Origin of the sequence: Brachybacterium sp. Marseille-Q7125 (assembly GCF_023062615.1) — a bacterium.
GTDB lineage: Bacteria > Actinomycetota > Actinomycetes > Actinomycetales > Dermabacteraceae > Brachybacterium.
The window spans coordinates 1-20215 of sequence record NZ_JALLAL010000033.1 but is presented as its reverse complement, the minus strand read 5'-3'; the positions used below and the strand labels follow the sequence as shown (position 1 = coordinate 20215).

The 20215-nt window shown below is 70.3% G+C and carries 20 protein-coding genes, 1 tRNA gene and 2 pseudogenes; 12 read left to right on the top strand and 11 right to left on the bottom strand.

Annotated elements, in window-relative coordinates; all coding sequences use genetic code 11:
- Window positions 1-3 precede the first annotated feature (3 nt).
- Window positions 4-834 carry a hypothetical protein gene (locus tag MU407_RS09400; RefSeq protein ID WP_246956870.1) on the bottom strand — a complete coding sequence of 277 codons (831 nt, stop codon included), beginning with the start codon at window positions 832-834 and terminating at the stop codon, window positions 4-6.
- Between the two features lie 7 nt (window positions 835-841).
- A complete protein-coding gene (locus MU407_RS09395; RefSeq protein WP_246956869.1) occupies window positions 842-1528 on the bottom strand; it encodes a TetR/AcrR family transcriptional regulator in 687 nt (228 codons plus the stop codon).
- An 86-nt stretch (window positions 1529-1614) separates the two neighbouring features.
- On the opposite strand from MU407_RS09395, the gene MU407_RS09390 reads away from it, so the two are divergent.
- Both MU407_RS09390 and MU407_RS09385 read left to right on the top strand, forming a co-directional pair.
- Window positions 1615-2484, top strand: coding sequence for a hypothetical protein (locus tag MU407_RS09390; protein WP_246956868.1), 870 nt, complete (start codon window positions 1615-1617; stop codon window positions 2482-2484).
- Window positions 2485-2715: 231 nt separating this feature from the next.
- Window positions 2716-2991, top strand: coding sequence for an HPr family phosphocarrier protein (locus MU407_RS09385; RefSeq protein WP_246956867.1), 276 nt, complete (start codon window positions 2716-2718; stop codon window positions 2989-2991).
- A 166-nt stretch (window positions 2992-3157) separates the two neighbouring features.
- On the opposite strand, the gene MU407_RS09380 is transcribed toward MU407_RS09385, so the two are convergent.
- Window positions 3158-3245, bottom strand: a tRNA-Ser gene (locus MU407_RS09380).
- Between the two features lie 170 nt (window positions 3246-3415).
- On the opposite strand from MU407_RS09380, the gene MU407_RS09375 reads away from it, so the two are divergent.
- The 3 genes from MU407_RS09375 (at window position 3416) to MU407_RS09365 (ending at window position 6335) form a co-directional block, all read left to right on the top strand.
- A complete protein-coding gene (locus MU407_RS09375) occupies window positions 3416-5551 on the top strand; it encodes a S9 family peptidase (RefSeq protein ID WP_246956866.1) in 2136 nt (711 codons plus the stop codon).
- Window positions 5552-5706: 155 nt separating this feature from the next.
- The gene (locus MU407_RS09370; protein WP_246956865.1) at window positions 5707-5940 is read left to right on the top strand and encodes a CopG family transcriptional regulator; all 234 of its coding nucleotides are present in this window, start codon (window positions 5707-5709) and stop codon (window positions 5938-5940) included.
- Complete coding sequence (locus MU407_RS09365) at window positions 5940-6335, top strand: PIN domain-containing protein (protein WP_246956864.1); 396 nt, start codon at window positions 5940-5942, stop codon at window positions 6333-6335. The genes MU407_RS09370 and MU407_RS09365 overlap by 1 nt, the downstream gene beginning before the upstream one ends.
- Window positions 6336-6343: 8 nt before the next feature.
- Here the strand turns inward: MU407_RS09365 and MU407_RS09360 are convergent, their stop codons facing one another.
- The 4 genes from MU407_RS09360 to MU407_RS09345 form a co-directional block, all read right to left on the bottom strand.
- Entirely contained in the window at window positions 6344-6895 is a 552-nt protein-coding gene (locus tag MU407_RS09360) for an adenylate kinase (RefSeq protein ID WP_102236832.1), read from the bottom strand.
- A 256-nt stretch (window positions 6896-7151) separates the two neighbouring features.
- Window positions 7152-8006, bottom strand: coding sequence for a MetQ/NlpA family ABC transporter substrate-binding protein (locus MU407_RS09355; RefSeq protein WP_246956863.1), 855 nt, complete (start codon window positions 8004-8006; stop codon window positions 7152-7154).
- Window positions 8007-8176: 170 nt separating this feature from the next.
- Entirely contained in the window at window positions 8177-8887 is a 711-nt protein-coding gene (locus tag MU407_RS09350; protein WP_246956861.1) for a methionine ABC transporter permease, read from the bottom strand.
- A complete protein-coding gene (locus tag MU407_RS09345) occupies window positions 8887-9987 on the bottom strand; it encodes an ATP-binding cassette domain-containing protein (protein ID WP_246956860.1) in 1101 nt (366 codons plus the stop codon). Before MU407_RS09345 ends, MU407_RS09350 begins: the two co-directional genes overlap by 1 nt.
- Window positions 9988-10216: 229 nt before the next feature.
- Between MU407_RS09345 and MU407_RS09340 the strand changes: the two genes are divergently transcribed.
- From MU407_RS09340 to MU407_RS09325, 4 genes are all read left to right on the top strand, one after another.
- Window positions 10217-11242, top strand: coding sequence for an ABC transporter ATP-binding protein (locus MU407_RS09340; protein ID WP_246956859.1), 1026 nt, complete (start codon window positions 10217-10219; stop codon window positions 11240-11242).
- An 88-nt stretch (window positions 11243-11330) separates the two neighbouring features.
- The gene (locus tag MU407_RS09335) at window positions 11331-12125 is read left to right on the top strand and encodes an ABC transporter permease (RefSeq protein WP_246956858.1); all 795 of its coding nucleotides are present in this window, start codon (window positions 11331-11333) and stop codon (window positions 12123-12125) included.
- Window positions 12126-12237: 112 nt separating this feature from the next.
- The gene (locus MU407_RS09330) at window positions 12238-13533 is read left to right on the top strand and encodes a histidine kinase (protein ID WP_246956857.1); all 1296 of its coding nucleotides are present in this window, start codon (window positions 12238-12240) and stop codon (window positions 13531-13533) included.
- The gene (locus MU407_RS09325; RefSeq protein WP_102236825.1) at window positions 13530-14156 is read left to right on the top strand and encodes a response regulator transcription factor; all 627 of its coding nucleotides are present in this window, start codon (window positions 13530-13532) and stop codon (window positions 14154-14156) included. The genes MU407_RS09330 and MU407_RS09325 overlap by 4 nt, the downstream gene beginning before the upstream one ends.
- A gap of 27 nt (window positions 14157-14183) precedes the next feature.
- On the opposite strand, the gene tadA is transcribed toward MU407_RS09325, so the two are convergent.
- Complete coding sequence (gene tadA / locus MU407_RS09320; RefSeq protein ID WP_246956856.1) at window positions 14184-14645, bottom strand: tRNA adenosine(34) deaminase TadA; 462 nt, start codon at window positions 14643-14645, stop codon at window positions 14184-14186.
- Between the two features lie 88 nt (window positions 14646-14733).
- Here tadA and upp point away from each other — a divergent pair, with 88 nt between their 5' ends.
- Window positions 14734-15372, top strand: a complete 639-nt coding sequence (gene upp / locus MU407_RS09315) for a uracil phosphoribosyltransferase (RefSeq protein ID WP_102236823.1) — start codon at window positions 14734-14736, stop codon at window positions 15370-15372.
- Between the two features lie 28 nt (window positions 15373-15400).
- Here the strand turns inward: upp and MU407_RS09310 are convergent, their stop codons facing one another.
- Window positions 15401-15952: a methyltransferase domain-containing protein gene (locus MU407_RS09310; protein ID WP_246956855.1), complete on the bottom strand. Its 552-nt coding sequence runs from the start codon at window positions 15950-15952 to the stop codon at window positions 15401-15403.
- A gap of 367 nt (window positions 15953-16319) precedes the next feature.
- Here MU407_RS09310 and MU407_RS09305 point away from each other — a divergent pair, with 367 nt between their 5' ends.
- On the top strand, window positions 16320-17117 hold the full coding sequence (locus tag MU407_RS09305; RefSeq protein WP_246956854.1) for a winged helix-turn-helix domain-containing protein: 798 nt from the start codon (window positions 16320-16322) through the stop codon (window positions 17115-17117).
- A 179-nt stretch (window positions 17118-17296) separates the two neighbouring features.
- Here the strand turns inward: MU407_RS09305 and MU407_RS09300 are convergent.
- Window positions 17297-17500 (bottom strand): annotated as a pseudogene (locus tag MU407_RS09300) (IS30 family transposase); the annotation flags it as partial.
- 496 nt (window positions 17501-17996) lie between these two features.
- On the opposite strand from MU407_RS09300, the gene MU407_RS09295 reads away from it, so the two are divergent.
- On the top strand, window positions 17997-18992 hold the full coding sequence (locus MU407_RS09295) for an HNH endonuclease signature motif containing protein (protein ID WP_246956852.1): 996 nt from the start codon (window positions 17997-17999) through the stop codon (window positions 18990-18992).
- A 270-nt stretch (window positions 18993-19262) separates the two neighbouring features.
- Here MU407_RS09295 and MU407_RS09290 read toward each other — a convergent pair.
- Window positions 19263-20084: pseudogene (locus MU407_RS09290) on the bottom strand (IS3 family transposase); the annotation flags it as partial.
- Between the last annotated feature and the right edge of the window lie 131 nt (window positions 20085-20215).

The window sequence follows — 20215 nt, the reverse complement described above, 5'->3', positions numbered from 1 at the left end:
GCCTCAGCGGCCGCTGCGGCGATGCCGGGCGGCGCGTTCGGCGCTCTCGCGCAGCAGTGCGGCGGCGGTACGGCCGGCGTCGCTGCGGGCGCGGCGCAGCGCCTCCTGCGCCCGGCCCGTGAGGTCTTCGCGCAGGCTGCGGCTGATCGGCTCCTCCCCCACTCCCGACGTCACGCCGTGGCGGGCCGCGAGCTGCCCGGATTCGATCTGCTCATGCCGCTCGAGGGCCCGGCGCAACTCGAGCGGCGCGCTGACCAGGCGCTGCAGACGCTCGCGCACGAGGGCCGGGATCTGCTCGGCCTGGGCGGCGAAGAACTCCTGCTCATCGTGCGGCACTTCGGCGCTGTGGGCGGGCAGCTGCGGCAGCGGCGCCTCGAGGGCCTGCGTCCGTTCGATGCCCTCGAGCAGCCAGGCGCGGGAGAGGATGAAGCAGGCCAGATCCGCGCTCGCCTCGAGCGAGAGACCGTAGTCATCGGCCGCGTAGCTGCTGGTCAGCAGGGCGGCGGCGTCATCGGCGGCGAGGTCCGACGGGGCGATGTGCAGCGCCGCGATGACGTCCTCCACGAAGGCGGTGAACCCCGGATCAGCGGGGATATCGGCGCTGCGCAGCTCGGCACGGCCCCAGCCATCGGGCAGATCCACGAGCGGGGTGCCTTCGCGGGCGAACTCGTGACAGGCGGCCTCGAGCACCAGGCGGTGCGCGTGGCGGATGAGCCGCTGCGCATCGGCGCTGCGCGGGATGCCCGGCAGCACCTCCCGCACGTCGGAGATCACCGCGGCGCGAGCCGAGCCTGCCCCGTCCAGGCGATCGCGCAGGGCATCCAGCGGGCGCATCCCGACCTCAGTCCTGAGCCTGCTCACGCTGCTCGGCGAGCACACGGTGCGCCGCCTCCAGCAGACCGCGGGCATCGAAGTCATCGCCCGGCTGCAGGCCCGTGTACCAGGTGGGCCAGCAGCGCAGGGTGCTCTCCAAAAGCGCTGCCGCATCGGGCTCGCCGCCGTCGGCCACGACATGCTCGCTGCGGTCCAGCCAGCGGATGATCAGGCTCAGCTGGCTGCCGGCGAAGGCATCCGAGGCGACCATTCGGTCGACCTCGGAGGGGAGGCCCTCCCCCAGGGCGTCGAAGGCATGCCGGTGCCGCACGGAGATCATCTCGATCAGGGCCAGGAAGGTGCGGTGGGAGAACTTCCAATCCAGGGCGCCCAGCAGGAAGGTGCGGTGCTGCTCGACGTAGGCGACGACCACGGCGGTGGCGCTGCGGACGCGCTCGTGGGGGCTCGCGACGCCACGGTGCATCGCCGCCCCCTCTTCCCACACGGTCTGGAACATGTCGTGCAGCATCTGGCCGATCAGCTCATCCAGGCCGGAGAAGTGACTGTAGAAGGCAGCGCGGCTGATGCCTGCGCGGCGGGTGAGCGCATTGACGGTCACCTCGCCATCGGCGCTGCTCAGCTCGCGGGCCGCGGTGTAGATCGCAGCCCGAGTGCGGGCCGGACGGGGGTCAGGAGCCCGGGTGGGAGAGGACATCGGCGGTGGTTCACTCCGTGGATCGTCGGGGCGGATGCGGATCCCTCCACCATGGCACGACGGCGGCGCTCTGACAGGATGAGCGCATGCGTTCATTCCTGTCAGGTCTGGGGGCGATGGGGTCCGCGGATCAGCCTACTCCTCACCCGCTGCTGGCCGAGCTCACTGGTCAGACCGTGATCCATACGCGTGTCGCGGCGCGTGGAACATGGACCGTGACCGGTCGCGGCTGGGTGGTGCATTCGCGGATCCAGCGCCTGGATGCTCCCGCGCTCGCGGCGGAAGATCCCGGCTCGCTCGCGGTGACGCTGCGGGATGCGCGCGTGGTGGGAACCCGCATTCAGGGCGCGGAGATGTTCGGCGATGGGACGCTGCGCCTGGTGCTGCACGGTCCGGCCGGGCCGCTCACACTGTCCACCGTGGCGCCCTGGCAGGTGGAGGGTCCGCGCGGGGCGCTGCTGCAGGTGGCGCCCAAGGGTGAGGTGCATGCGGTGCCGCCGGGGCCGCCCGTCCACGCCAGCCCCGAGCGCTTGGCCGAGCATGCGGCCTCCCGTCCGAGCGGTCCGGAGCTGCGGCTGCTGGAGCGGGCGGAGGGACGCGTCCTGCATCCCGGGGATGTGGTGGAGGTGCTCACCGCGGCCGGGGCGCTGGATGAGGAGGAGTTCGAGCGGCGCGGCCCACTGCTGCTGGCCCGGCTGCTCAGCCGCGGCGAGCTGCGGGCCGGCTGGGTCGACCGCGGCGTGTTCACCCCCTGGACCTTGGAGCTGCCGCAGGTCATCGAGCACATCGGGGCGACCTGGGTGGCCCTGGGCGGTTCCACGCCGGGACCGGACATGATCGCCTGGTTCGAGCGCACCGATGCGGGGCGGGCGTCGCTCGGGCCCCGCGTGGATGGGGCGCGTGGCGCCGGCATGTCCGGCTACAACAGCCCTGGCGTGGTGGGCGGGGCGCGCTGAGCACGGCCCCGCCCGCGTGCCTGCCGCACCCATCGGCCTCCCGCCACCCCTGACGATGACGCTCACGGTAACGGCGGGCAGCATCGGCCCACGAGCACTTCCGGGCAGTTGTCATTTATGTCTCGCGGTCGCCGAACCGACGGTGAACGCACGGCGATCACCGCGTGAACTGCGCGGTGCAGGCCGCTCCCGTTACCCTGGGGGCGATCCCGTCGAGAAAGGCTCGCATCCATGCCCGCACGTACCGTGAAGGTCGCCAGCGCGAGCGGCTTGCATGCCCGGCCCGCCGCCCTGTTCTCGCAGGCCGCGAGCGAACAGCCCGTCCTGGTCACAATCGAGACCGCCGAGGGCAATGCGGTGCGGGCCTCCAGCATCCTCATGCTGCTGACCCTCAACGTGAATCACGGCGATGAGGTGACGCTGCGCGCCGAGGGCGAAGGAGCCGAGGAAGCGCTCGATCATCTCGCGGTGCTGCTGGAGAAGGATCTCGACGCGGAGTTCGCCTGAGCCGTCTGCGCCGCCCGGTTCGCCCGGTGCACTCGATGCGCCTGGCGCGCCTGAGCGGCACCCGGTCGGCCGCTGCCCCTCACCGACGATCAGAGCCGATGCACGAAGGCCCCCGCCATGCTTGACGGGGGCCTTCGTCGACCGGGGCGAAACCCCAGGTCAGGAGCGGTAGCGGCGGGATTTGAACCCGCGGTACGGGGTTACCGTACACATCATTTCGAGTGATGCACCTTCGGCCGCTCGGACACGCTACCGCCGATAAGGGTAACCGGGCGGCCACTCGGCGTTCAAACCGATTCCGTGCCGACGCGAGGGACGTCACGGGCGGCCACGGCACCTCTGCCCTCAGCATCGGCCCGGGTGTTCGCCCCAACGCCGCCGCGCCGAGCACCAACTGAGACCGCATCCCAGTAGGCTCGCGCCCATGACTGCCGAGCTGCCTGCCGCCCCCACGCCCGTCCAGCGCCCCACCGAGCGCACGCACCACGGCGATACCGTCGTGGATCCGTACGAGTGGATGCGCGACAAGACCGATCCGGAGGTCATCGCCCACCTGGAGGCAGAGAACGCCTACGCCGACGCCCGTACCGCCCACCTGGAGGGTCTGCGAGAGCAGCTCGTCAAGGAGTTCGTCGGCCACACCCAGGAGACGGATCTGTCGGTCCCGGTGCGCCGCGGCGACTGGTGGTACATCACCCGCACCACCGAGGGCGATGACTACCCGAAATTCACGCGCCTGCCCGTGCAGCCCCCGTCGGACGACAACACCGACCCGCTGCCGCCTGCGCTCGAGCCCGGTGTGCTCCTGGACGGCGAGGAGGTGATCCTCGATGCGCAGGCCATGGCCTCTGGTCAGGACTTCTTCTCCCTCGGCGGTTTCCGTCCCTCCCCGCAGCATGACCTGCTGGCCTACGCGGTGGATGTGGCCGGGGATGAGCGTTTCGCGCTCGAGATCAAGGACCTGGGCAGCGGCGAGGTGATCGACCAGGCGGTGACCGGCGCCGGTTACGGGCTCGCCTTCTCCCCCGATCAGCAGTGGCTGTTCTACACCCGGGTGGACGAGGCGTGGCGGCAGCACCAGATCTGGCGCCACCGCATCGGCTCCGACGCCGCGGAGGATGTGCTGGTCATCGAGGAGACCGACGAGAAGTTCACGATCGGCCTGGCGCCTTCGCGCGACGGATCGACCCTGATCATCGGCGCTGCCTCCACCACCACGAGCGAGTACTGGATCCTCGACCTCACCGATCCGACGGGCGAGCCGGTCTCGGCGGGCGGCCGACGGCAGGGCGTCGAGTACGACCTGGACCATGCCGGGGACCGCCTGGTCATCGTGCACAACGACGGGAACGTCGGCTTCGCTCTCGCCGAGGCACCGCTGGATGACCCTGCGGCTTGGCGCGAGGTGGTGGCCGCGGCAGAGGGTGAGCGCTTCGAATCCGTGGAGGCGTTCGCGCAGGCGATCGTGCTGGAGCTGCGCACGGGCGGTCTCGCCTCGGTGCGCGTGTTCCCGCGCCGCGCCGACGGGTCGATCGACGTCGGCGCTGCCTGGGACATCTCCCACGGCGGGGAGCTGGACACCGTGTGGGCCGATGCCAGCCCGAACTGGGACCAGACGCGGCTGCGCTACCAGCTGACCAGCCTGCTCACCCCGCCCACCGTGGCGGAGGTGCCGATGGCCGGCGGGGAGCCGATCATCCTCAAGCGCACCGAGGTGCCGAACTTCGACCCGTCGCTGTATGTGGAGCGGCGCGAGTGGGCGACCGCGGCCGACGGCACCCGCATCCCGCTGTCGGTGATGCACCGCAAGGACGTCACGGCCGATGGCACGAACCCCGGCTACCTGTACGGCTACGGCTCCTATGAGGCGTCGATGGACCCGTCCTTCGGGGCAACGCGGCTGTCCCTGCTGGACCGCGGGCTGGTGGTCGCGATCGCGCATATCCGCGGCGGCGGCGAGATGGGCCGGCCCTGGTACGAGCACGGCAAGCTGCTGCAGAAGAAGAACACCTTCACCGACTTCGTGGACAGCGCCCGCCACCTCATCGACACCGGCTGGGTGGCGCCGGACCGGCTCTCCGCGGAGGGCCGCAGCGCTGGCGGGCTGCTGATGGGCGCGATCACGAACCTCGCCCCGGAGCTGTTCCGGGCGATCATCGCCGGGGTGCCGTTCGTCGATGCGCTGACCACGATCCTGGATCCTTCGCTGCCGCTGACCGTCGGCGAATGGGAAGAGTGGGGCGATCCGCTGCACGATCCCGAGGTGTACGCGTACATGAAGGAGTACTCGCCGTACGAGAACATCCGCGCCGTCGAGTACCCGGCGATCTTTGCCTCGACCTCGCTGAACGACACGCGCGTGTTCTTCGTGGAGCCGGCGAAGTGGGTGGCGCGCCTGCGCGAGACGGTCACGAGCGATCAGGCGGAGCGGCCCATCGTGTTCCGCTGCGAGATGGTCGCCGGGCACGGTGGTCGCTCGGGTCGGTATGCCAAGTGGGAGCAGCGGGCCGATGAGCTGGCCTGGCTGCTCGACCAGATCGGGGCGACGGAGCTGGTCTGAGGCGGGTCGGGGCGCGGCTGAGGCGGGGCGCGGCCGAGGCGGGGCGCCCCGCTCCCAGTGCCCAGCGCGCGCAGCCACGGCCTCCCACTGCCCGATGACGCCCGGAAACCCCTGCAAGCCCCCTGCATCACTCCTGCATCACCTATGATGCACGCATGCGCACCACGGTCACGCTTCCCCCTGCAGTCCACCGCCGTGTCAGCGAACTCGCCGAGGCACGGCGCAGCTCCCTCTCGGCCGTCGTGAGCGACCTCGTCGTGCGCGGGTTGGCGCAGGAGGACAGCCCGGTGGAGCTGATGATCGATCCGGAGACCGGCACGCCGTCGATCAGCATCGGGCGGCGCATCACCACAGATCAGGTGGCAGATCTGATCGACGAGGATGCGTGATGCCGACGGCATATCTGCTGGATGCCAGCGCCCTCATCGCCCTGACGCTCGCGGAGCATGAGCATCACCGGCACGCGCTCGAATGGTCGCGCACCGCAGATCTGATGGCGCTGTGCCCGATCACGGAGGGAGCGCTGGTCAGGACCCTGCTGCGTCTCGGTGAGAGCGGAACAACGGTGCAGGCGATACTCGATGCCCTCCACCGGGCTCCGCGCTGGATATTCTGGCCGGACGAGATCTCATACCGCAGCCTCGACCTCGCGTCTCTGCATGGGCACCCTCAGGCCACCGATGCATACCTTGTCGCTCTCGCGGCACATCACGGAGTTCAGCTCGTCACCCTCGACAGGGCTCTCGCAGCGACCTACCCAGACCACACGCTCCTGCTGCCCTGAGCTTGCCCTCAGCGCAGCGCGCGCAGCACGGCCTCCCACTGGCGGGGGTGGCGCACCCACAGCACGGGGGTTCCCTCGTCCGCCGCGATCTGCTCGCGCAGCCAGGCGCGCTTGCGGGCGAAGGTCCGGAAGTGCCAGCGGATGATCGAGTCCTTGCCCAGCGTCCGCCCCCAGGTCTCCACGTTGCCGTTGCACGTCGGGGTGCGGCGCACGATGCGGGAGATCGTGCGCCGCAGCAGGCGGGCGAGGGTCAGCAGGCGCGGGTAGTCCAGGCCGACGATCACGTCGGCGCGCTCCATGACCAGTGGCCGATAGGAGCTGTACGCGGAGTCCAGCACCCAGACGGGCTGCGCGGTGATGGCGTCGGCGAGCTGGTCCTGCTCAGCCGTCTCCCGGTTGATCCAGCCTGGCAGCCAGCCGATCTCCTCATCGACGAGGGTGACCGGCAGGTCCAGCGTCTCCCCGAGCCGCGTGGCGGCGGTGGACTTCCCGGAGCCGGTGACCCCGTGGAACAGGACCCGACGGGCGGCGCGGAGATCCGCGATCGTGGCGAGGGGCATAGGGCGAGGATATCCGCGGCGCGCTCACTTCAGCGGGCGGTTCCACGTCAGCCCGGCAGGCCGTACCAACACGCCATCCCCACAGCTCGAAACCACCGATACGTGCCAGAACTGGCACAGATCGGTGCTCTCGGCGCAGAACACTCGGCGTGGCGCGGGGTAGTAGACGCTGCCCCGGCCGACGCGGCCCGCCCTGACGCGGTCATGCCCCAGCCGACGCGGCCCGGCCCGGCACGGCGCAGCCGCGCCCCGCGCCTCAGAACGCGGGGATCACGGACCCGTCGGCGTAGGTCTCTTCGATGAACGCGGCGACCTCCGGGGAGTGCAGCAGCTCATCGAGCTTCACGATCGCCTCGTCCTCGGCATTCTCGCTGCGCACCGCGAGGATGTTCGCGTACGGGTTGTCCTGCCCGGATTCAAGAACGAGCGCGTCCTCCGCGGGGCTGAGCCCGGCCTCGATCGCGTAGTTGCCGTTGATGACGGCGGCGGCGAAGTCCCCCAGGGTGCGGCCGATGACCGCCGCATCCAGCTCGGTCAGCGTGAGGTTCAGGGGGTTCTCGGCGATGTCATCGAAGGTCGCATCCACCGGCTCCACCCCGTCGGCGAGCGCGAGCAGACCCTCCGCGGCCAGCAGCGCGATGGCTCGACCGCGGTTGGTGGGATCGTTGGGCAGCGCCACCTCGTCGCCGTCCTGCAGCTCCTCGAGGGAGCCGAGCGACTCGGAGAACACGCCCATCGGCTCGATGTGGATGCCCTCGAAGCGGCTCAGCTCGTAGCCCTTCTCCTCGATCTGCTGCTCGAGGAACGGAACGTGCTGGAAGAAGTTCGCGTCGATCTCCCCGTCGGCCAGCACGCGATTGGGGATCTGGTAGTCGGTGTACTCCTCGATCTCGAGCGCGAGTCCGGCGTCCGCGGCGAGCTCATCGGCCACGAACTGGAGGATTTCGGCGTGCGGCAGCGGGGTGGCGCCCACGCGCAGGGTGGTGGTGCCGTCGCTGTTCTCGGTGGGGCCGGTGGCCTCGTCCCCGCCGCAGGCGGCGAGCGCGAGGGCAGCGGCGGTACCGCCGGCGGCGAGCAGGGTCCGACGGTTGAGGCGCGCGGGGGTGGTCATGGTGTCTCCTTCATGGGTAGCGGGCGAGGTGGGGCGGGAGAAAGAGGTCGAGGTGGGACGGGAACGGACGACGGGAGCGAGCCGACGGGGGCTCGGCGCGGCTGGCTCCGGGCGTCGGGCCGACGGGGTTGACGGACCAACGGGCACAGCGGGCCAACGGGCCGATGCGCTCAGCGGCTCCGGGCGCGGTGGTCGACGGCGCGGGAGAGGACGGAGCCGAGCGTCTGCACCACCACGACGATGACCACGAGGATCACGACGGTGGCGATGAGCACCTCAGTCTGGTAGCTGATGTAGCCGCGGTTGTAGGCGAGCTGCCCGAGGCCTCCGCCGTTGATCGAGCCGACCATGGTGGTGTAGCCGATCACCGCGATCATGGTGGTGGTGATGGAGCTGATGAGGCCGGGCAGTGCCTCGGGCAGCAGCACCTGGCGGGTCACCTGGGCGCGGGTGGCGCCCATCATCTCGACTGCCTCGATCTTCCCGGCGGGGATCTCCCGCAGGTTCGTCTCCACGAGGCGGGCGAAGAAGGGGATCGCGGAGATCGCCAGCGCGATGAGGGCGGCGTTCGCGCCGGTGGAGCGGCCGACGATGGCCTGTGAGACGGGGATCAGCACGATCAGCAGCACGAAGAACGGGAAGGACCGCACGACGTTCACGACGAAGCCCACCACCTGGGCGAATCCGCGACCGACGGCGGTGGCGGCGCTGTCCAGGCGGAACAGCCAGATCCCGAGCGGCGTCCCGATGGCGACGGTGATGAGCATCGTGATCAACGACATGTAGAGGGTCACGAGGGTGGACTGCCAGATCCCGCCCCGCCACTGGGTGAAGGCGCGGTTCTGGGCGGCCTCGCGCAGCCAGTCCAGCAGGGTGTCCATCAGGCATCGCTCCCTTCGGTGGCGGGGGTGCTCGGAGCGGGGGTGCGCTGCGCGGGGGCCATCTCCGCGACCTGCGCGCTGCCCTGCGCACCCTGCTCGGTGGCGACGACGCCGGCTTCGCGCAGTTCATCGAGGTAGCGCTCGAGGCCGGGGCGGGAGATGGGGGTGGCGTCGCGGTTGCGCAGGGCGAGCTGCACGCGGCCCACCTGCACCCCGGCGATGGTCTCGATCGTCCCGGCGACGATCTCCGCGTCGGCCTCGTAGGTCGCGGCGATGTCCACGAGGTCCTGAGCGGAGTGGACGCGGGGGCTCGCGCCGTAGTCGCAGTTGACCACTACGGCGGAGATGCCGGTGGGCGCGGGCGGCAGGGGGATCAGCTCGGGGGCGAGCTCGCCGTGCGGGTCCGACGCCACCTCCAGCAGGGTGCCGCTCTGGGCCACGCGTCCGTTCCGCAGCAGGGTCACGGTGTCGCAGACCGCGCGCACCACAGCCATCTCATGGGTGATGATCACGACGGTGATGCCGAGGCGTTCCCGCAGGTCGGCGATGAGGCGGAGGATCTGGCGGGTGGTCGCGCCGTCCAGGGCGCTGGTCGGCTCATCGCACAGCAGCACCTTCGGCTCGGCGGCGAGGCCGCGGGCGATGCCGACGCGCTGGATCTGCCCGCCGGACAGCTGCGCGGGATGGTTATGCTCCCGGCCCTCGAGTCCCACGAGCTGCACGAGTTCGGCGACGCGGCGGGCCCGTTCGCGGCGGGGCACCCCGGCGATCTCGAGCGGATGGGCGATGTTCTGCGCGGCGGTGCGGGAATCCAGCAGGTTGGCGTGCTGGAACACCATGCCGATGTTGCGCCGCGCCTGACGCAGGGCCGCACCATCCAGCGCGGCGATGTCGGTGCCGTCGATCTCCACCCGTCCGCTGGTGGGCTTCTCAAGCCCGGTGAGGCAGCGGATCAGCGTGGACTTCCCCGCCCCGGAGCGACCCACGATGCCGTGGACCTGCCCGGGGGCCAGGTGCAGGTCGATCCCATCGAGCGCAGTGACGGACTCTCCCCCGCCGGGGGCGGGGAAGGTCTTGGTGAGGCCGTCGAGTCTGATCACATCCGGCAGTGAAGCACCGGGGAGCAGGCGGGGGGCTCCGCGCGTTCACAGATCGTCACATTGGGGCTGAGCTGGGGGTTTTCCTGTGCCGGGGGTCACCTCGGCAGGGCCGACGGGGCCCGACGACAGCACCGACATGACAGATGTCATCCCCGGGCCGTGGATTCCTCCCGCGCGCTCATGACATCACGCTCTACAGCGGATCGCCGCGGGCCACGAAAGTGGAGCCATGACGCAGACGACCACGCCCGAGCAGAACCGCCCCGACCGGACCGCCGCGCTCCCGTCGGCTCACGAGACCACCCCGTCGGCCCGCAACAACGCGGCGGCGTCCGACCGCGGCGAGGTGATCCTGCGGGCCACCGGCCTCACCCGACGCTACGGCCGCGGCCGCAACGCCCACCTGGCCGTGGACGGCATCGACCTTCAAGTGCGCCGCGGCGAGCTGTTCGCGCTGCTGGGCACCAACGGCGCCGGCAAGACCTCCACCCTGGAGGTGCTCGAGGGCATCGCCGCTCCCACCGCGGGGACGGTGGAGGTATTCGGGCAGAACCCGCACACCGCCCGCGATCAGGTGCGGCCCCGCCAGGGCCTCATGCTGCAAAGCGGCGGCTTCCCCGAGGACCTCACCGCCCGGGAAGCGCTCGCCATGTGGTGCGCGACCATGACGCGCCACCGCCCGGTGGATGAGGTGCTGGCCGATGTGGACCTCGCCCATCGGGCCCGCACCCGGATCTCCAGCCTCTCCGGTGGTGAGGTTCGGCGCCTGGACCTGGCGTGCGCGATCGCCGGCGAGCCGGAGCTGCTGTTCCTCGATGAGCCCAGCACGGGCCTGGATCCGGAGTCCCGGGCCCGCACCTGGCGGCTGATCACTGCGCTGCGCGAGCGCGGCACCACCATCGTGCTGACCACCCACTACCTCTCCGAGGCGGAGGAGCTCGCGGACCGGATCGCAATCATGCACCAGGGCGAGATCGTCCGCGAGGGCACGCTCGCGCAGATCGTCGCCGGGCATCCCGCGCACATTCGCTGCACCCTCCCGCAGGGGGCCGACGGGGCTGCGGCGCTGCCGGCCTTTGCGGGCACGCTCACCCGCACCGGCGCTTCCCTCGAGCTGTCCACCCCGGACCTGCAGCGCGACCTCAGCGCCCTGCTCGACTGGGCCGCCCAGCACTGCCTCGAGCTGGAGAACCTCAGCGCCCGCGCGGCCAGCCTCGAGAGCGTGTTCCTCGAGATCGCCGGCGAAGACACCTGAGCCGCTGCAGCTCGGCCGCTGGGCCCGGGGCTCTCACCCCCGTCGGCCCCCTGAGACCACCTGACCCCACTGCCCGAAGGAGACCGTGATGACCACCTTGGACACCACCCGCGAGACCACCCGCCCCAGCGACCTGATCCCCCGCCGCGCCCCGCGCATCCTGGGCCTGGCCCGCGCGGAGCTCGCCCTGCTGCTGCGCAACCGCATGCAGATGGTGATGGCCGTGATCACGCCGCTGTTCGTGCCGCTGATGATGCTGCCGGTGAAGAACGCCGGAGCGGGGCCGGAAGCCCTCGCCACGTCGCTGGGGACGATGTACATCTTCGCGCTGCTGTTCGTCGTGTTCTACACGCTGCTGTCCACCTATGTGGCCCGACGCCAGGCCCATGTGCTCAAACGCCTGCGCACCGGTGAGGCCCGGGACCTGGAGATCCTCGGGGCGGCCGCGGTGCCGTCGCTGGCGATCGCGGCGGTGATGATCACCCTCATGACCGCAATCGCGATCCCGCTGCTGGACCTCCCGCTGCCGCAGAACCCGCTGCTGCTGGCCCTGGCCCTGCTGCTGGGGGCGCTGGTGATGGTGCCGTTCGCGCTGCTGACCGCGAACATCTCCCGCACCGTCGAGTCCGTGCAGGTGACGTGCCTGCCGTTCATGACCCTCGCGGTGATCGGCGCCGGCGCCGCCCTGCCGGTGGAGATGCTGCCGGAGCTCGCTCAGCGCCTGATCGCCTACGTGCCCACTGCCCCGATGGTGGAGCTGATCCGGATGGCGTGGCTCGGCGAGGACGGGGACCTGGTGAAGTCGCTGATCATCCTGGTGGCGTGGATCGGACTGGGCATGTGGCAGGTGCTGCGCTCCTTCCGCTGGGAGCCGCGCGGCTGAGCGGCGGGCAGCCGCTCAGCGGGCAGGGGTGGGGCCGACGGGGATGCATCGGCCGTACCCCTGCCGTCCCGTCCACCTCGCATACCTCCGTCCCCATGGAACGATGTCCCCGATGACCTCTCCACCCTCGGCCAGCCCGACGCCGACGCCGTCTACGTCCCCGGCGTCATCCGCGCCGCGCACCACCGCCCCGTCGCGCAGCTGGACCACCTTCTACCGCTACACGATGGTCTCGCTCGTGCTGTCCGTGCTGGTGGTGATCCCCTTCGTGCAGCTGAGCACGCTGGAGCGGGTGCTGGGCGCGGAGCCGGACCATCCGGGGGCGGCTCTCGCACTGCTGCTGGTCCAGACCCTCGCCACCGCGATCGCGGTGTACCTGGTGGTGGATCGGGAGCGGGTTGGCGGGCACCTGCGATGGCTCCCGATGCTGGCCACGGTGCTGCCGAGCGTGGCAGCGCTCGCCCTGGTGCTGCCGACCGGTACCGGGCGGGCGGAGTGGCTGTGGGTGCTCGGCATCATGGTGCTCGGGGTGAGCGGGCCGCTGTCCGCCCTGCGCCGGTGGATGAGCGTGCCGGTGACGGTCGGGGCGGCGGCGGTGCTGAGCCTCGCCGGGGTCCGGCCCGCTGAGTCCCTGCCGCTGCTGGCCGCCCTGCTGGCGGTCGTGCTGATCACCCGCTCCACCCTGTGGCTGCTGCAGCTGGTGCACGCCCTCGAGGAGGCCCGCACCATCGAGGCGCAGCTCGCGCTCGCGGAGGAGCGGCTGCGGTTCTCCCGGGACCTGCACGATGTGATGGGGCGGGATCTCTCCGCGATCGCGGTCTCCGCAGAGCTGGTGGCGAAGCTCGCCGAACGCGGCGACGAGCGGACGGCCGATCAGGCCCGCGGCATCGCCCGCACCGCCCGGTCCTCCCTCGCCGAGGTACGGGCGCTTGCTCGCGGCTACCGCGAGGCGGATCTGGAGACGGAGCTGCGCGGCACCCTGTCGCTGCTGCGCTCAGCGGGGGTGGATGCGACAGTCACCGGTGACGTCGCGGACGTGCCGGCCGACCACGCGGAGGCCGCTGCGTGGGTGCTGCGCGAGGCGGGCACGAACCTGCTGCGCCACGCCCGACCCCGCCACGTCACGATCCACCTGGGCGCCGACGGCGTAGCGGTCACCAATGATGGACTGCTCGCGCCAGGGGCCGACGGGCCGCTCGTGGAGGGCACGGGACTGACGGGCCTGCGCGAGCGCCTGGGTCCCGGCCGCCAGCTGCGCGCTGAGCGGCACGGCGACCAGGTGACACTGACCGTCGGCTTCCCTGTCCCTGCTAACTCTTCGCCCGCGGAGTCTTCGCCCGCCGAGGCCCCGTCCACTGAGTCCCCGTCCCCCGAGCCCCTGCCCGCTGAGTCTGAGGAGCGTCCATGACCCCGACCCCCGCCGCGCCGCTGCGCGTGGTGCTGATCGACGACGAGAACCTGATCCGCTCCGCGCTCGCCATGATGCTGGACCTCGAGGACGACCTCGAGGTGGTCGCGCAGGCGTCGACCGCCGCCGACGGGGTGGCGGCGCTGCAAGAGCATCAACCGGACGTGGCCCTCGTGGACCTGCAGCTGCCCGACGGGGACGGCATCGAGGTGTGCTCGCGCCTACCGGAGATCTCCCCGGAAACACGCGCCATGATCCTCACCTCGCACGCCCGTCCCGGCTATCTCAAGCGGGCGCTCGAGATCGGGGTGCTGGGCTTCCTCGCCAAAACCACGGCCTCCGAAGAGCTCGTCGCCGCGGTGCGGTCCGTGGCGGCGGGTCGCCGAGCGATCGACCCGGAGGTCGCGGCGGAGACGATCTCCGCCGGAGACTCCCCGCTCACGCCGCGGGAAGCGGATGTGCTGGAGTTCGCGGCCGACGGGGCGAGCATCGAGCAGATCGCCCGCCGCGCGCACCTCGCCCCGGGCACGGTGCGGAACTACCTCTCCGCCGCGCAGGCGAAGGTGCAGGCCGCGAACCGGCACGAGGCCGTCGCGATCGCCCGCCGCCACGGGTGGATCTGACCGCTCACCAGATCCGCGCGAAGGTCTCTACCGCTTGCGGCGGGCCCGGAAGAAGTCCCGCAGCAGGTCACCGCACTCCTGCTCGCGCACTCCCGTCGTGAGCTCCACGCGATGGTTCAGGCGCGGCTCGCGCACCAGGTCATAGAGGGAGCCCGTCGCCCCGGCCTTCGGATCCATGGCACCGACGACGACGCGCTGGATCCGCGCCAACACGATCGCGCCCGCGCACATGGTGCACGGCTCCAGGGTGACGTAGAGCGTGCAGCCGGTGAGGTTCCAGCGGCCCGTGGCCCGCGCCGCCTCACGCAGCGCGAGGATCTCGGCATGCGCCGTCGGATCCTCATCGGCCTCCCGCCGGTTCCCGGTCGCGGCGAGCACCGTCCCGTCGGCCCCCACCACCACCGCGCCGATGGGAACATCCGCCGGCTCGCGATCCGCCGCGGCACGCGCCTGCTCGAGCGCCAGCCCCATGAGCTCGTCGTCTTTCATGCGCCCATTGTCTCCGCAGCGGCATCGACCCCGCATCGACGCGACGAGTCCCCCGTGGCACCCGGGTACCTCCGGTAGATTCGGGCCCATGCGCGTCCTGGAGATCGATCACCCGCTCGTCGACCACAAGCTGACCGTGCTGCGCGATGCCAGCACCCATTCCTCGGTGTTCCGCCAGCTCGCCGATGAGCTGGTCACCCTGCTCGCCTACGAGGCGACCCGCAACGTGGCTGTGGCGCCGGTGGAGATCACCACCCCGGTCACCACGATGACCGGCAGCAAGCTGACCAACCCCAAGCCGATGGTCGTGCCGATCCTGCGCGCGGGCCTGGGGATGCTGCACGGGCTGACCACCCTGCTGCCCACCGCCGAGGTCGGGTTCTTGGGCATGGTCCGCAATGATGAGACGCTCGAGATCACCACCTACGCGAACCGCCTGCCGGAGGACCTCTCGGGCCGGCAGTGCTTCGTGCTGGACCCGATGCTCGCCACCGGCCACACCCTCATCGCCGCGTGCGAATACCTGCACGAGCGCGGCGCGAAGGACATCACCTGCGTGACGCTGCTGTGCGCGCCGGAGGGTCTGAAGGCCATCGACGAGCAGCTGGACCCGTCGATCGACCTGACCGTGGTCACCGCCGCGATCGATACGAAGCTCAACGAGAAGAGCTACATCGTGCCGGGCCTCGGCGACGCCGGCGACCGCCTGTTCGGCGTCGTGGACTAACGGGAGGGCAGGCGGCGCCGGGGCCACCTCACGCCCCTGGTCCGGTCCTTCCCAGCAGACGCACCTCCTCGTCCGTGGAGTGATCAGCCCAGTCAACCTGACTGGACCACAACTCCTGCTCCTCTGCCGGAGTCGTGACGCGTTGCCCGCTCACGATGATCACCACCCCGCCGGGGCGGAGCAGCCGCGCACACTCCGCGGCACAGGCACGGCGGTCTTCGAGGGTCGGCAGGCGCAGCCAGATCAGCGCCACCAGGTCGAACGGCCCCGGGAAGGGCAGGGGAAACGGAATCCGGGCTGCATCTGCCACGACCGCCGCGTAGGCCAGATCGTCAGCCAGTGCTGCAGCCTGCGCATCGGTTACCGCGGTATCCACAACGTCGAACCCGACGACGCAATGCCCCTGCCGCGCCAGCCACAGACCATTGCGGCCATACCCGTCCCCGGGGCACAGAATCCGCAGGGAGCCAGAGGGCAGCCGGTGAGCCGCCGGGTCTGCCATCACCTCACGCAGAAACGGTGTGGGCTCCTCTCCAAACGGGCGGGGATTGTGCCGATACCGCTCGTGCCATTCGGTCATGGCGCCACAGCCTTCCACGTCGCCCCCGTCCCAGAATGTGAACGCGCGCTTACTCGCCAGGCCTCCAGCGTCCTATAGTTCCGGCCATGACCTCGATCGCATCGCTCCGTGAGGCCGCCCGCCGGGTGGCCCGCCGCGCCATGCGCTCGATGATGTCCATGATGATGATGCCGATGATGCATCGTCAGCCGAGCCTCTGAGCGCTCACGCACCTTCTGAGGTCGGCTGACAGGAGCCGGCCGGAGGGCGCGGGCTCCAGGTGCCGCCGGGAGCACACCCCGCCGATCCGCCGCAGGCGTCGATCCACCGGGATCCCGGGACCACCATCCGCCGCGCATAGCGCGCCGCATCTCGGAGAGCTCGCATCATGACCATCACCCTAGACCGCACTGCCACTCGCACCACTGCCCGCACCGCCAGCCGCACCACCGCCTCCCGCACCACGGCCCGCACTGTCACCCCGCGCGCCGACGGCACCGCCGCCCGCGCTGCCGCCCCGAGCGCGGATGTCACGATCACGCTGACCGTCACCCTGCCCGCGGACACCGGCGACATCGAAGCCGCGCTTCTGGCCGATGAGCTGCGCACCTCCGCGCAGCGCCTGGTCGGCGCGCGCGACGGCCGCACCGCCGTCAGCGTGAACACGCCGCACAGCGCCCCCGCGCCCCGACGCACCGGCCAGCGTCGCACGGCGCTGCCGCCCCGCGCCCAGGGCGCTGCGGCGATCACCCCGCTGCGGCCGCGCCGGGCCGGCACCGTCTCCCCCACCTCCCCGGCGCGGCGCGACGCCGAGGCGGCGCGGCTGCGGGCGCTGGCCCTCACGGCCGTGAGCCCCGCCAGCCCCTCGTCGGCCCCGGCCGATGCGCTGGTCATCGACCTGACCGGGCGGCGGGTGCGGATCGACGGGCAGGACGTGGAGCTGACCTACAAGGAATTCGAGCTGCTCGCGGCCCTGGCCCGGCAGGCGCGCCGCACCGTCTCCCGCACCGAGCTGATGGAGACGGTGTGGGCCGGGGCGCCCGAGGACACCGGCGAGCGGACCGTGGATGTGCATGTCCGACGGGTGCGTGCCAAGCTCGGCCGATTCCGTCGGCTGATCTCGACCGTGCGCGGCGCCGGCTACCGCCTGGACCCCGGCAGCGACGTGGTGCTGCTGGGACGCTGATCCCGGGACCGCGGGCAGCGGGGGCGTCCGCACGCTCCCGCGCGCTGCCCACGCCCGCCGCGCCCGCGGCGAGCTCCCCCGGGCGCGCACGCAAGCTCCCCCGGGCGCCGCCCCCGCCCCTTCCAGCTCCTCTGCGCTTTGCACTTTTCCGGGCATGACCAGGCGGCGGTTTCAATGGGTCATTGCAACAGGTGCTGGGAGAGTACCTCGTATGGGGTAGCGAACTCGAGGCGCCTACGGGGACGGCGGTTCATATGGTCGGCGACGTAGTCCAGATCGGTCTGCGTGAACCCGGACAGGTCGCTGCCTTTAGGGAAGTACTGGCGCAGCAGCCCGTTGGTGTTCTCGTTCGTTGCGCGCTGCCACGGCGCGTAGGGATCAGCACCCATTCACGCAAACCCTGGCGCGCACAGTGGCAGGGCTCGGCGGAGACGCAGCGGACGCCGTAGGAGTGGGCGGAGGGGGCGCAGGCTTGGCGGGCGGCGGAGCCGTGGTGACTCTGCTCCATGCCGAGATCTGGTCCATCACGCGCGCGGGGTCCGGTGCAGCCGCGTAGACGGTGAGCTCGCGATACCGATAGTTGTCCTCGAGCGGAAGCGACTCCAGTCGATGTTCGCGAAGCCGCACCACCCGACGCCCTTCCTTGAGTAGGCTCTGCGTCTTGCGGAGGTCGATCTCTTGCTTGCCGCGATGCCAGTACGCGCCGTCGTACTCGATCAGGAGCAACCCCTCGCGCAAGAGCTGCACGGCGATATCGACGCGCCAGGCTCTCTCGCTTTGCCCCTATCCGGTGGAGAAGTGCACAGGTGTCAGACCGGAACCGTATCCTCAGTCTAGGCCTCGTTGAAGGGCCATACCCACTCGCCGAAAGGGCTCTTGATGCCTAAGCCACTCTTCATCACGCTGTTGATCCTGATGCCGATCCTGCTCACCAACTTGCTGGGCGGGCCCGGGTTCTTCATCGGTCTGGCGCTCGTCCTGATCGGGAACCCGATCGTCTGGCGCATCCGGAAGAATCGTTACTTCAACTCGGAGTCCTTCCAGGAGCTCCGTGCCGACGTGCAGTCGCTCGTGGCCGAGCACAACGCCGTCGTCGAGTACGTGGCCCAGATCCGCGACGAGGGCAGCTTCGAGCTCGGATCCTCGGACACCGGGAAGTACGCGCATCTCGGCACATTCGATAACACCTCGAAATGGAACTACCGCCGCGATCGCAACGTCGCGGAGTACTCCGAGCACGTGCACAACGCGTCTCTTCAGGTCGTGCGGAACGCGAGTATGGAGCCGATCAAGTACCTGATGAAGTACTTCGGCATCAAGGCAACGAAGGAGACCCTTGCCGACGTGCAGCGCGTCGCGCAGGACATCTCCCGGCTTGAAGAGGCCGTCGCCAACGTCAGCGAGCGTGAGGCCGACATCATCGGCCGGATCGCTCCGCCGAAGTTCATCTTGAAGCGCTACTCGGACGAGTTCTGGAGCCTGATCGGTGCCGAGCTTTCGCCGATCGAGGTGCCCTACCCGCACTACAAGTTCCAGTACACCTCCGCGGGTGGCAATAGCGGTCAGACCTACAGCATCGACCTCGACACCCAGACGCTCGATGCGATCTCTGAGACCCTCGTAGAGAAGATCCGCTGGGCGAAGTCCGCTGCCGGCCAGCGCGCGCTGATGACGGCGAAGCTGCGCAGCTGGATCAAGGAGCGCGACGGCCACGCCTGCATGAAGTGCGGGATTTCCGTAGCCGAAGAGCCCCACCTCCTACTTGAGGTCGACCACATCATCCCTGTGTCCAAGGGTGGCCTCAGCGAGCCCAGCAATCTTCAGACGCTCTGCTGGCGTTGCAACCGCACCAAGGGAGCGAAGCTCGTCAGCTGACGCTGCACGAGCCGCTCCGTGAAGGCGGCACAGCCTGGAGTGTTGGGCTCGTTCAGGTGAGTCGGGTGTACTTCTCGGCTGTGCCGCGGGACTTGTCGATGGGGTACTTCTGGGCGTTGCGGTCGATCTTGCTGTTCGACGCCCGGTTCAAGTCCGTGCCGCACAGATCCGCAGGCCGCAGGATGAAGCGCCCTGGGTTTTGTTCCGTGGTGAGACGGTCGCGGGCGCGGTCGTCGTGGGGTGAGTGGTCGTGGGGTGAGTGTAGGACGCTTCGACGTCCGCGGGAGTGCGGTAGCCGAGAGCTTCGTGCAGACGCTCGGTGTCCCACCAGTGGACCCAGCCCATGGTGGCGATCTCGACTGCTTGGGTGGACTCCCAGAACCGCTGGGAGCGGATCAGCTCGGCCTTGAACAGGCCGTTGACGGCCTCGGCCAGGGCGTTGTCGTAGGAGTCTCCGACCGAGCCGACCGATGCGGTGACCCCGGCAGTGATCAGCGCGTCAGAGTACGCCAGGGAAACGTATTGGGCTCCTCGGTCGCTGTGATGGATCAGTCCGCTCTCGCTGCGCACGGCGCCGCTGGTCAGCAGTGCGTGCTCCAGCGCCAGCAGGGGCAGGCCGTCGGTGTGGAGCGTGGAAGAGACGGCCCATCCGACGATCTTGCGAGTGCACACGTCAGTGATGAAGGCGACGTAGCAGAACCCGGCGAGGATCCGCACGTAGGTCATGTCAGCAACCCACAGGCGATGCGGTCGGTCTGCGATGAAGCGCCGCTCTACGAGGTTCGGGCGGGCATCGGGCTCCTGCGCAGAGCGCGTGGTGACCAGCTTCCGGCCACGCCGCACGCCCTGCAGGCCAGCTGCCCGCATAAGGCGGGCGACCTCACGGCCCACATCCCAGCCAGCGCGCCCCATCGCATGGTGCATCTTCCGCACCCCGTAGACGCTGTAGTTATCGGCATGGATGCGCTGGAGCTCGGGCAGGAGAACCTCATCGCGCAGCGCCCTGGCCTAGGCTGGGCGTGCCTTGGCGGCCCGTTAGCCGCGCGAGGTGATGAACCCACACTCTGTCGCGCTGAGCACGCGGCAGATGGCCCCGCCCGTTACCGTGTGAGCACCCCCGATGGTCGGGGGTCTGGTCGCTCGGCCGGGTATGGCTTTGTTGCCCTGCCATTCATGGTCCGGGGGGTGTTGCCGCCCGGTCGAGAGACACGCGTTGACCGCTG

Excerpts from the sequence above, each read along its gene's own strand:
- MU407_RS09400 (WP_246956870.1), bottom strand. The coding sequence starts at position 834 with ATGCGCCCGCTGGATGCCCTGCGCGATCGCCTGGACGGGGCAGGCTCG.
- MU407_RS09395 (WP_246956869.1), bottom strand. The coding sequence starts at position 1,528 with ATGTCCTCTCCCACCCGGGCTCCTGACCCCCGTCCGGCCCGCACTCGG.
- MU407_RS09390 (WP_246956868.1), top strand. The coding sequence starts at position 1,615 with ATGCGTTCATTCCTGTCAGGTCTGGGGGCGATGGGGTCCGCGGATCAG.
- MU407_RS09385 (WP_246956867.1), top strand. The coding sequence starts at position 2,716 with ATGCCCGCACGTACCGTGAAGGTCGCCAGCGCGAGCGGCTTGCATGCC.
- MU407_RS09375 (WP_246956866.1), top strand. The coding sequence starts at position 3,416 with ATGACTGCCGAGCTGCCTGCCGCCCCCACGCCCGTCCAGCGCCCCACC.
- MU407_RS09370 (WP_246956865.1), top strand. The coding sequence starts at position 5,707 with ATGCGCACCACGGTCACGCTTCCCCCTGCAGTCCACCGCCGTGTCAGC.
- MU407_RS09365 (WP_246956864.1), top strand. The coding sequence starts at position 5,940 with ATGCCGACGGCATATCTGCTGGATGCCAGCGCCCTCATCGCCCTGACG.
- MU407_RS09360 (WP_102236832.1), bottom strand. The coding sequence starts at position 6,895 with ATGCCCCTCGCCACGATCGCGGATCTCCGCGCCGCCCGTCGGGTCCTG.
- MU407_RS09355 (WP_246956863.1), bottom strand. The coding sequence starts at position 8,006 with ATGACCACCCCCGCGCGCCTCAACCGTCGGACCCTGCTCGCCGCCGGC.
- MU407_RS09350 (WP_246956861.1), bottom strand. The coding sequence starts at position 8,887 with ATGGACACCCTGCTGGACTGGCTGCGCGAGGCCGCCCAGAACCGCGCC.
- MU407_RS09340 (WP_246956859.1), top strand. The coding sequence starts at position 10,217 with ATGACGCAGACGACCACGCCCGAGCAGAACCGCCCCGACCGGACCGCC.
- MU407_RS09335 (WP_246956858.1), top strand. The coding sequence starts at position 11,331 with ATGACCACCTTGGACACCACCCGCGAGACCACCCGCCCCAGCGACCTG.
- MU407_RS09330 (WP_246956857.1), top strand. The coding sequence starts at position 12,238 with ATGACCTCTCCACCCTCGGCCAGCCCGACGCCGACGCCGTCTACGTCC.
- MU407_RS09325 (WP_102236825.1), top strand. The coding sequence starts at position 13,530 with ATGACCCCGACCCCCGCCGCGCCGCTGCGCGTGGTGCTGATCGACGAC.
- tadA (WP_246956856.1), bottom strand. The coding sequence starts at position 14,645 with ATGAAAGACGACGAGCTCATGGGGCTGGCGCTCGAGCAGGCGCGTGCC.
- upp (WP_102236823.1), top strand. The coding sequence starts at position 14,734 with ATGCGCGTCCTGGAGATCGATCACCCGCTCGTCGACCACAAGCTGACC.
- MU407_RS09310 (WP_246956855.1), bottom strand. The coding sequence starts at position 15,952 with ATGACCGAATGGCACGAGCGGTATCGGCACAATCCCCGCCCGTTTGGA.
- MU407_RS09305 (WP_246956854.1), top strand. The coding sequence starts at position 16,320 with ATGACCATCACCCTAGACCGCACTGCCACTCGCACCACTGCCCGCACC.
- MU407_RS09295 (WP_246956852.1), top strand. The coding sequence starts at position 17,997 with ATGCCTAAGCCACTCTTCATCACGCTGTTGATCCTGATGCCGATCCTG.